At 34.1% G+C, this 7,709-nt stretch carries 9 protein-coding genes and 2 pseudogenes; 8 read left to right on the top strand and 3 right to left on the bottom strand.

The window, feature by feature from the left end:
* Nucleotides 1-2: 2 nt before the first annotated feature.
* Both GFJ36_RS11690 and GFJ36_RS11685 read right to left on the bottom strand, forming a co-directional pair.
* The gene (locus tag GFJ36_RS11690) at nucleotides 3-113 is read right to left on the bottom strand and encodes a YjcZ family sporulation protein (protein WP_000540373.1); all 111 of its coding nucleotides are present in this window, start codon (nucleotides 111-113) and stop codon (nucleotides 3-5) included.
* A 333-nt stretch (nucleotides 114-446) separates the two neighbouring features.
* Nucleotides 447-1,109, bottom strand: a complete 663-nt coding sequence (locus GFJ36_RS11685) for a CPBP family intramembrane glutamic endopeptidase (RefSeq protein WP_176546164.1) — start codon at nucleotides 1,107-1,109, stop codon at nucleotides 447-449.
* An 837-nt stretch (nucleotides 1,110-1,946) separates the two neighbouring features.
* Here GFJ36_RS11685 and GFJ36_RS11680 point away from each other — a divergent pair.
* Nucleotides 1,947-2,372, top strand: a complete 426-nt coding sequence (locus tag GFJ36_RS11680; RefSeq protein ID WP_098230478.1) for a DUF4879 domain-containing protein — start codon at nucleotides 1,947-1,949, stop codon at nucleotides 2,370-2,372.
* 326 nt (nucleotides 2,373-2,698) lie between these two features.
* Here GFJ36_RS11680 and GFJ36_RS11675 read toward each other — a convergent pair whose 3' ends face one another.
* Complete coding sequence (locus GFJ36_RS11675) at nucleotides 2,699-3,427, bottom strand: hypothetical protein (protein ID WP_242015969.1); 729 nt, start codon at nucleotides 3,425-3,427, stop codon at nucleotides 2,699-2,701.
* 158 nt (nucleotides 3,428-3,585) lie between these two features.
* Between GFJ36_RS11675 and GFJ36_RS11670 the strand changes: the two are divergent.
* From GFJ36_RS11670 to GFJ36_RS29540, 7 genes and pseudogenes are all read left to right on the top strand, one after another.
* Nucleotides 3,586-4,425: pseudogene (locus GFJ36_RS11670) on the top strand (phage replisome organizer N-terminal domain-containing protein).
* A pseudogene (locus GFJ36_RS11665) lies at nucleotides 4,409-5,166 on the top strand (ATP-binding protein). Before GFJ36_RS11670 ends, GFJ36_RS11665 begins: the two co-directional pseudogenes overlap by 17 nt.
* Before the next feature lie 14 nt (nucleotides 5,167-5,180).
* Complete coding sequence (locus GFJ36_RS11660; protein WP_088064957.1) at nucleotides 5,181-5,444, top strand: hypothetical protein; 264 nt, start codon at nucleotides 5,181-5,183, stop codon at nucleotides 5,442-5,444.
* Nucleotides 5,401-5,646 (top strand): helix-turn-helix domain-containing protein, encoded by a 246-nt coding sequence (locus tag GFJ36_RS11655; protein ID WP_141542821.1) that lies wholly within the window; start codon nucleotides 5,401-5,403, stop codon nucleotides 5,644-5,646. The genes GFJ36_RS11660 and GFJ36_RS11655 overlap by 44 nt, the downstream gene beginning before the upstream one ends.
* Complete coding sequence (locus GFJ36_RS11650; RefSeq protein ID WP_088064959.1) at nucleotides 5,643-5,906, top strand: hypothetical protein; 264 nt, start codon at nucleotides 5,643-5,645, stop codon at nucleotides 5,904-5,906. Before GFJ36_RS11655 ends, GFJ36_RS11650 begins: the two co-directional genes overlap by 4 nt.
* Nucleotides 5,907-6,598: 692 nt before the next feature.
* Nucleotides 6,599-6,856 carry a hypothetical protein gene (locus GFJ36_RS11645; protein ID WP_097890049.1) on the top strand — a complete coding sequence of 86 codons (258 nt, stop codon included), beginning with the start codon at nucleotides 6,599-6,601 and terminating at the stop codon, nucleotides 6,854-6,856.
* A 142-nt stretch (nucleotides 6,857-6,998) separates the two neighbouring features.
* A partial coding sequence (locus tag GFJ36_RS29540; protein ID WP_242015968.1) for an RNA-guided endonuclease TnpB family protein occupies nucleotides 6,999-7,709 on the top strand: 711 nt, incomplete at its 3' end.

Genomic DNA, 7,709 nt, shown 5'->3' with positions numbered 1-7,709 from the left:
GTTTAGCAGAAGCAGCTAGCTCCAACTATGATTAATAAAATAAATAATACAACTAATAAAGCAAATCCTCCAGCGAAACCGCAGCCTTCGCCGCAACTACCACCATATCCCATAATAATAGTGCCTCTTTTAGATCAGAGGGTAAAACTAGGGTTCATTCCATACGTTTAATGGGTTCACTTTACCTTATGTTTTGAAGAATGAATTGAGCAGGTCCTTTTGAAAATAAAGAAAAGACACAAAAAGGTACCTTCCTCCAACTTAAGCTACAAGCCTTTTTATGTAGAATTAATAGTGAAAATAATAAACCCAAAACAAACCGGACCGTCCGGTTTGTTTTGGGTTTAAGAAATTAACAAATTAATTTTCTTAATATTCACTTGAGAATTTAACATATTCCTTCTTATTCTCTGGATTAAAAGAATCATACTATAAGATTCTTTTAATTAAAAATAGTAAATAGCAATCACTGCTAGCGAATTACTAATCATGTGCATTATAATTCCCACATATAAACGACCGGTTAACTTATAAGTACAACCTAAACCAATTCCCAGAAGGAAATATGGAATTGTTTCCAAAGAAAGAAGGCTAACATGCAAACCCGCAAAAATAGCTGAAGAAACAAGTACACCTAACCAGGAATTTTTAAAAATTCCATGCTGTATAACACCACGATAGACAATTTCTTCTCCAATGGGTGCTACCAGAGCAATAGAAAATGCGAAAACTAAAATGGGTAATGTTACTTGGCTTTCTACTTCAACTTGATTAGATGATTGAAAACTTATAACGTCTGCTAGTAACAGCGGTAGAAATTTACATACTACAGTTAGTACTAGACCTAAAAGTAAGCTCTTTTGCAAACTCATCGTAAAATTATTTTGATTTGTAAAGGGCTCTTTAGATCTACGATAATAAAAATAAATTATTAGAACAATTAACAAATCAATTGCATCAAACGAAAAGCTAATCCCACCGAACTCTTCATCACTAATGAAATAAACTAGTGCGATAAGTTGCTTTAAAATCATATAAAACACAAAAATCCCTAACGATATTGCCGACATTTTATTGAATCGACATTGTTTTTTTAATATACCAAACACAAAAAAACCTCCTTTAAATAATTTTAATTCGTAGAACATGATAACAAAGCCTAACTTCTTTTGCACTACTTATATAATTAAAATACAATTTGAATATATTGGAATTGTATAATATTAACTTAGAGATATTTAAATAAATGGTAATAAGGGTTACCATTTATCACACCTAGGGAAATAGGTGTGCCTTTTCCATAAAGAAAAGACACCCCAAAGTGCCTTCCTCCGACTTGAACCAGCTTAATTTTATTGTGTTGTTATCATATAAGAAAAGAAGACATCTTAATCGATGTCTTCTTTTCCTTGTACAATGGGTGTTAAGAAGGTATTTTATTACTTAAAAACCATAACAAAATATAACAATCATCGAGTAAGATTATTATAGCTTCAATAAATAGGGTTTTATATGTAATATTGTATATATAGATTTATTTATGTTTTATCTATATAGTTTGATTGTCTGTTATTTGTTTTAATTCATTTACTTATATTATTTTTTGAGGGCTCCAGAAATGGAGCTTTTTTTATACAATAAAACATTTTCTTTACATTATTTAGTCGATCTATATTAGCTTTTCCTTCTTAAAAGATACCTATATTTTACTAAACTATTGTATAGACGACCAGTCTTTTAATGAGAATTTAGTGAGTTAATAGTATTAAATTTGAAAATAGTTTTTATATTGAAAGTAGTGGATGGATTATTTTGTATGTCAATCAATATGCTAAATTGCATATTGAAAAAAGTAGAATTTGTTAACGTTTCCAAAATAAAGAATATTCTTATAAAATCCTGCTAATATCAAACTTGTACTTATTAAAAAACAAGGGGATGTTTATATGTTTAAAAAAGTTACATTAGGGATATCATCATTAGCGATTGCAGCGGTAGTTGGATTAGGAATGGCATCGGAGGCATCAGCAGGACCAGCAGCACCTCTAACTTCTTTAAGTGTAGTAAAAGTGGAATCACAATTGGGTGGAGTTGAATACATTACTCCTAATAGTTTTAGTACAACTAAAGATCATGGGGGGAGTTACTTATATGTTTACACAAAAGAAATAGGATATGGCCAGTTTCCTTTTGCCAAAATGAATGGATTTGATGTGAAAAGTATTAGTTCACAAATAATTGGTGGTAATCCTATTGTAGGTTGGGAATATAAATGGGACGCATCAAATCATCAAGAAGGGACTTTTGAATATCAAAAGACTTCAATAAATTATCCAAGAGATACGTGGCGCACTTCGTTATATATTAAATAATCAGTTTTATATATTCGTAGCATAAAAATCCCTGCACTTTGTGTAGGGATTTTTCCATAAAGAAAAGACACCCTAAGGTGCCTTTCTCCGACTTGAACCACTTTAATTTTAATAATATGTATTGGACTCCCATCCAAATATTATTTTACCATGTTAAGTAATGTTGTGCATTGAGAAATACGGTACATTTCTTTATTTAAACGTAAAAAGCCCTAGAGGGGACTAGGGCTTTTTGACAGAATGAAAATGATTCAAAAAAAGGACTTTTATAACGTAACATACGAATGTTTCATAAATGTATCGTAAAAGTGAACAAAATCTATATTTTAATTAAAAGTATCCATCTGTACTTTCTCGTAAATGTATCCAGCTTCTTTAGCTGTAATTCCGAAACGTTTAGCAGCTATTTCAGCAACCTGAGGATCATGGACTTCAGGTATGTAGTTTTCATCGTTATTTGTTAGGATGTTATATTGTTGTTTCATAAAGTCAAATATGACCGTATAGCTTATTCCGTTACTTGCATATTGTCCGTTATTTTGCGATGTATTATTTGAATTAAGCGTATTATCCTTATTAGCGTACTCTCTTTCTTTCTTTTCTCTTTCTGTATTCATATCTGACTTATAATCGCTTTTTGTATACTTTTCAAAATCATTAATAATAAGTATGTCGTCAAAAATGTCCATAACATATATATCGTCGTCATAGAATACTTTGAGTTTCTGGTAACGGCATGAATTATTTTCACCGCAAGAAACAGAATTAAAAGATCCCATTATCTTTTCAAATGTATTGTTCAAAACTTCATATTTTTCCATAGTTGATAAGTCGGAGAATCTTTCATCTACATGTATTTGGATGTTTACTGGCGTGGTATCGTCTTCCTTTTTATCAGCTTTATAATCGACTTTTTCAATATATGGGCCTAACGGACTATCTTCTAATTTTTCCTTAGTTTCATGTTCTACATATTTCATATTCGCTGAACAACCTGTGAATATAAGACATATAGCAGCCAATAATATCCCCATAAATCTCTTCTTCACACACATCACCCCTAATTTTATTTATGTCTGAGAACAAACTAAAAGCACTCTTTTGAGTGCTTCCCTCCAACTAAAATCATCTTAATTTTAATGCTATCCGTATTGAAAACTTGTTCAAATGTTATTTTTTAAAACTTTCTTCGTACGCTTTTACTTCATCTAGTATGTTTGAAGATGAAAAGATTCGGTTGATTGAAAGCTTACCAGAGGCAGACACACTACTAATTATTTGGATTAAATTGTTGTCTTAAGCAGGTAGAACGAATGCCAATGGTTACATTTTCTTGAGTGAAAACATTCCTTTTACAGAAGAAATGCTTTCTACACTTTTTAATAGACCGATAGCAACTGTAAGACTGGCACTACAAACATTTAAACAGTTCGGAATGATTGATGTAACAGATGATCAGTACATATGCATCTCGAACTGGGAGAAGCATCAGAACATTGATGGATTAGAATGCGTAAAACAATTGAATGCAGAACGAAACAAAAAGTACCGCGAACGCAAGAAACAACAGCAATTAGCACTGGAAGATAAGGGTGAAGAAAGTGACGCTGGCGTGACGTCACGTGACGCAACAGATATAGAAGAAGATAAAGAATTAGATATAGATAAAGAAAAAGATAAAAAGAAGAAAGAAAAGCATTCCCGTCACAAGTTTGAAACCTGCGACACCAACGGGGCTAATTATCTATTTGAAAAAATTAAGGGGAATAAGCCTAAACAAAAAGAACCTAACTTCGATTCTTGGGCTAACGACTTTAGATTAATGCGCGAAAAGGATAACCGTGAATTACAAGAGATTAAGGATGTTATTGATTGGTGCCAAGCTGATCCATTCTGGCAAGGAAACATTTTATCTCCTAAAAAGCTACGTGAAAAGTTCGACCAGTTAACAATCCAAATGAATTCTAAAAAAGGAGCGAAAAACAATGCAGAGAGCAGCGGCAGCAATACCAACCGATATAGCCAAAAAGGTGAATATGACTATGGATTCTGATGTGTGTGATACGCATGGCATGAATAAGATGAAGTTCGGTGGACAAGTTGTTTGCCCTCGCTGTTTCCTTGAAAACGATAGTAGGAAGCTTCAGCAACAGGAACAAGCGAAATACGATGCAGATAAGGCGAATGAGAAGAAATTCATGTTCCCCCAACAAAGTATGATCGCTGATAGCAACATCAAGAAAGCTAATTTTGATAATTACCAACCTACTAGCGATGAAGGAGCAAAGAACCTTGAACTCTCAAAGGTAATCGCAACTGATTATCTCAACGGGAAAGTGTTTAACACGATTATGGCCGGGAATTGCGGAGCGGGGAAAACACATCTTGCTTACGCTATAGCGGACCAGCTTGCTGGAGCAGGTAAGTCATTTGTCATCGTCACAGTTGGTGAATTGCTATGGAAGGTTAAAAGTACATTCAATAAAGATTCTACATTAACTGAGGATGCAATTATACGAAGTTTAGTAAGAGCAGAAGTATTGATAGTCGATGATTTGGGAGCAGAATTAGGCGCATTAGATGCCAATACAAAAGCAACAAACTTCATTAACAGGGTATTATTCGATGTTTTCGATGGAAGGTAAGGTAAATCCACATCTTTACGACAAACCTTACAGGAGAGCGTTTAGAGGGCGCATACGATGAACGGATTGTATCACGTATCTTCAATAAATTCAGGGCGCTAGTTTTCAAAGATACAAAGAATTACAGAAGAAAAGCATTGCCATTTTAAAAGGGGGATTTGAGATGTGTGCGTGTAACGGGACGGGAGTAATTCATAACAGCATTGGAATGGGTATGTATCAGTTTGGACCATGTATTTGCGAAGCGGGGAATCGCAGTCCTGAAGAAGTGGATAGAAAGCGTCATGCTGTTATGGCGGAGTTAAGAGAGATTCATCAATTGCAACTGGAGGGGAATTGGGATGCCAAGACTTGGAACGGATTTGGAAAAGGAAAATTATATGATGGCGTTGCAGCAGAGGAAGTACATGAAGAAATCGCGTCGTAACTTGTATATCGCTTTAGAAGAGTGGGACCTGGTATTTGATGAAATCGAAGTGATTCGATTGCAAGAAATGTGGAAGGAAGGCAAAGGAATCCTTGAAATTGCAAAAGAGTTGGGAAGACATCAATTAGAAATTACCGCTTTGATTATGGATCAGGCAGATAAAAATATCATTAAATCGCGTCCGATGGGGCTGGGGGCATGAAACAACTAACACTAGAGGATGTTGTGAGAAGTTTCAATTACACAGCAACAAGTACCGTGGACAAATTTTTGAAGCGTAATAGCGTTATGACGTATTCAGTAGAGTTTTACGACAAAGACGAAAAGTGGAAGCTTCGTTGGTTTGAGGCGAAGTCCGAGAGCGAGGCTATAGAAATGGCTAAAAAGAAATACGAAAGGATACAAATCATTAATACTTATATTTCGGATAGAACTTTAGAGGAAATCATGAATTTGGATTAGGAGGCATAGCGCTATGACATGTAAAACAAAGTTAAGGATCGTTTTTGGAACTGTGGAAAGAGCACACAGCAAATGTGTACTCATAACAATCTCAATTATTTTAAGGACCATGATATATCATCAAGGGCTTTATAAATATAGCTATACATGCGGTAAAAGAGATACTTTGGATTGTATTTTTGTTTCCAGTTCATAATAATCACCTCTCATACAAATAGTTTAATTATATTATACAGTCATTAATTAGAATGTTAAGAAAACTTAATGTGAATTAAGGTAAATTTAAACAAAATAGTTATTTGAAAAAAAGACCTCTTACGGAAAGATAAGAGGTCATCAAGAAAATGTTGTATTTGAAACACATGATGTTTCACAAAGGAATTATAACATATATTCGTATATTAAGTATATATAATATTAAGGGCATAATGAAGATAGCACGTGAATGTTTCATAAATGTATTAAAATAGTGATTTTGTAAATCAAGGTAGTCAGCACAGTTAACTAAGGGCTTGTTGAAAAAAAGAAGCCCCGCAGAAAATGTTACTGGGCTTCATAAAATTGAGCTATGTCGTACTCACAAGAGATTTTAACATGGATTTAGTGGTGAATAAATCGGTAAATATGTCCAATTAATCTAGAGCTATTATCTTAAACAAAAACGCTATTTTCATAGCTGAGGGGGATGAATGATGGTTGTAGAAGCAAATGTGAAATTTGAATTAGATGAAGAACAAAAATTACAGTTTCAGAATGTAAGAGAAAACGAAGGGCAGTTATCGATATTTGATATAGATGAAACAAAGATCAAGCTGTATGAAGTCTTGGAAGCTAATGGCTGCCATTACGAGATTAGGAGTTATTACCTACACAACGATTACATGGGTGAAGTTAAGTACTTCTTTATCATTTTAGCCAAGAAGACTCCTTCCTCAAGGAACGCGAAGTGAGTAGGTGGGAGATGAATTGGCTTCGGACAAGGAATGGCAGGAAGCCATCTTAATTGTTCGACATACATAAACTGTTACTTCACTACCTATCGAATATATGTTTGTCGTATAATAGACACATATCGAAATGGAGGTGAAACGAATGATGATCAATAAAGCATATAAATTTCGTATCTATCCAAATAAAGCACAAGCGGTTCTAATTAATAAAACGATAGGTTGTTCTCGCTTTGTATTCAATCATTTCCTATCCCTATGGAATCACGCATATAAAGAAACTGGCAAAGGTTTAACATATGGTACATGCTCTGCCAAACTTCCTGCCATGAAGAAAGAGTTTGTTTGGCTAAAAGAAGTGGATAGTATTGCGATTCAGTCGTCTGTTCGCAACCTTGCGGATGCGTATACACGATTTTTCAAAAAACAAAATAGTGCCCCGCGTTTCAAATCCAAGAAGAATAACGTACAATCTTATATCACAAAACAAACAAATAAAAACATTGCCATTGTAGGGAACAAAATAAAATTGCCAAAACTAGGTCTTGTTCGATTTGCCAAAAGTCGTGAAATAACGGGACGTATTGTAAATGCTACAGTTAGACGAAACCCTTCTGGTAGATATTTTGTGTCACTATTAGTTGAAACAGAAGTACAAGAACTTCCGAAAACACATTCTTACATTGGGATAGATGTAGGACTAAAAGATTTCGCCATTTTGTCAGATGGAACACCCTATGAAAATCCGAAGTTTTTCCGATCATTAGAAGATAAGTTGGTGAAAGCACAGCGTGTTCTTTCTAGAAGAATGAAAGGATCATCTCGTTGGAATAAACAACGAGTAAAAGTAGCTAGA

Source organism: Bacillus sp. EE-W1 (assembly GCF_009760835.1).
Classification (GTDB): domain Bacteria; phylum Bacillota; class Bacilli; order Bacillales; family Bacillaceae_G; genus Bacillus_A; species Bacillus_A wiedmannii.
The sequence above is the reverse complement of the archived record's forward strand: the minus strand, read 5'-3'. Positions and strand labels throughout refer to the sequence as shown.